The following is a 2,422-nucleotide window of genomic DNA, read 5'->3' as shown; positions in this document are numbered from 1 at the left end:
TTTGATTAGCTCAAATTGTTTTGCTGGCATCATGTTTGATGTCCAAAATTATGTTTCGTTCACTAGCAAAGCTAGCTACTTAAAACTTTATTGATTACGTTTTGCTTGTTCAGTTTTCAAGGTTCATTTTGTTTACTCTTCTGTAAGAGTTAACTTTTATATAATAACATGTTTTATATTTAATGTCAAACAGTTATTTTATTTTATATTTTAGTAGCTGCATATCTCAACAGCAACTTTTATATAATAACACCCTATTTGTCATTGGTCAATAGTTTTATAACTATTTCTTAAAAAGAATTATAACCTCAACCTTGGCCAATTTCGTAAAAATTGAATTGTACGGTTTCTTCCTATTTCTAATAGAGTTTCTTTTGTTTCTTCATTTAAATCAAATTGGGTAGCACTATAATCTTCTACAGGAATAAAAATAATATCTCTTTCGTGTCGTCTTGATATATACCTTTCATCATGTGCATCTTTCATAGTTGAAAATAGTGCCTCAAATAAATTTAGACCATTCTTAATTTCTTGAGGGCATTGTTCTTCTCTTCTTCTACTCAGTTTCAGGCCTAAAATCGGACGTACTTTCCGACCTTCTTTATCATCGAATATCCATAGTGGAAAATTACTTAAAACACCACCATCCACTATTACAGATTCCCCCTTCCCAGTCTTTAATGTAACTGGTTCAAAGAAAAAAGGTATACCACAACTCATGCGTAACGCACAAGCAACTGAAAAATTCTCTGCTTCAATTTGATATTTATGCAAATCGTCTGGTAAAACAATCATTCTACCATTCGTTAAATCTGAAGCTACTAACTTAAGTGAATCTTTAGGTAGATCACCAAAAGTATATACTCCTTTTGCCGCTAGCTTTTGGAAAAACCATTTTTCTAACGCCTTTCCTTTATAGAGACCTAAATGATTATAAACATTTACCCATTTCATAAAAGGAAAAGGTAAAATTGTTCTTCTTGGATCAAGTAATGAAGGAACATCTAACTCTTCTAGCATCATTTCTATCTCTTTTCCACTATATCCTGCTGCAATAAAGGCAGCTAAAATGGCACCTGCACTTGTACCAGCTACACGTTTAAATCGAAAATGTTCAGCTTCTAGTACTTGATATGCCCCTACTAATGCAAAGCCCTTCAAACCGCCACCAGAAAATACGCCATCAATCCACAAAATTTCCTCTCCTTTTTGATGTAATCTTTACAGTATAAGGATGAAGAATGACGAATAGAACTAAATTTTCTACTTTTTTGACGTTTCTTATGTAGATAGCAGCAAACTCTAACCAAGTGTTTAGCTAAAATTCCATATAAGAATATGCAGCGAAATATGGTTATTCTAATAAATGTATAGATCTACTTAAATGGTAATTTATGTTGCAACAATAATTTCAGTTTCGAAAATTTTTAGTGTAGAACATATTTTTAATAAGAAAAAAAGGGCTCAAGCCCCTAACAGTAATGAAAGCTCTTATCTATATTAACTATGTCTTATAAGGGTTTACTGGTGGTATTAATATTAATTAATTGAAAAAAAGTTACGCTGTTGTTTACTTCTAATTTTATCCTTTCAATGAAGGCCTGAAAATTTTAAACTGACTTAGTTAATAGCTTTCTAACCTCTGCTATATAGTGCTAAGATTACAATGAATCAGAACCACCAGTCTAAAACGCTGGGGTACTGGCCCATGTCTAAAGACACGCTGAAAGGTCTGCCAACCGCACTCCGTTTTCACGCTACCACTAAAGTGGTTTTATTATTTTAGCTTGTATTTCTTCTCCTGTAAATGGATCAATGAATTCTTTCATGGTCGTTTGATCCTCAAGATTATCCTCTTGCAATTGATTTTATATATTCCTGTATGATTTTTCTGTTTCGTTCTACTGTATCTACATAATATCCGCGACACCAAAACTTCCTATTTCCATATCTCTATTTCAGGTTCATCTGGCAATCGAATATCATTAAACTACTCTTCCCTTTCAAATAAACCACAGACGATGGAACACTTATTTTGGGCGGAATCTCACCAACATACGAATATGATCAGGATAGGCTGTAGCTTCAATGATTTCTACTCCTTTTTTCTTTCACATAACCGACGAAGAATTCTACCTATATCTGCCTTCTATATTTTGGCACAAAGACGATGTGATACTTACAATTCCATGTAGTGTGTGCTAAATTTTTATTATCCATTTGAAGCCCCTCGCATAGCAAGGAGTTTTCAAAAGATACAATAAAAAAACAGTCAGCGCACAGCTGACTGTTTTGTTGCCTAGCGACGTCCTACTCTCACAGGGGGAAGCCCCCAACTACCATCGGCGCTAAAGAGCTTAACTTCCGTGTTCGGTATGGGAACGGGTGTGACCTCTTTGCCATCATCACTAGACTTTTATTC

The 2,422-nt window shown here is 34.1% G+C and carries 1 protein-coding gene, 1 rRNA gene and 1 pseudogene; all 3 read right to left on the bottom strand.

Translation table 11 applies throughout. The features are described from left to right. Positions 1–300 precede the first annotated feature (300 nt). The 3 genes and pseudogenes from JIN86_RS23320 to rrf all read right to left on the bottom strand — a co-directional run bounded on the left by JIN86_RS23320 (position 301) and on the right by rrf (position 2,413). Complete coding sequence (locus JIN86_RS23320) at positions 301–1,194, bottom strand: patatin-like phospholipase family protein (protein WP_202342974.1); 894 nt, start codon at positions 1,192–1,194, stop codon at positions 301–303. Between the two features lie 569 nt (positions 1,195–1,763). Then, positions 1,764–2,220 (bottom strand): annotated as a pseudogene (gene tnpA / locus JIN86_RS23315) (IS200/IS605 family transposase). A gap of 77 nt (positions 2,221–2,297) precedes the next feature. Beyond that, positions 2,298–2,413: ribosomal RNA gene (gene rrf / locus JIN86_RS23310) — 5S ribosomal RNA — on the bottom strand. Positions 2,414–2,422 lie beyond the last annotated feature (9 nt).

This window comes from Lysinibacillus sp. HST-98 (assembly GCF_016757845.1).
GTDB lineage: Bacteria > Bacillota > Bacilli > Bacillales_A > Planococcaceae > Lysinibacillus > Lysinibacillus capsici.
This window is presented reverse-complemented; position numbering and strand designations above follow the sequence as displayed.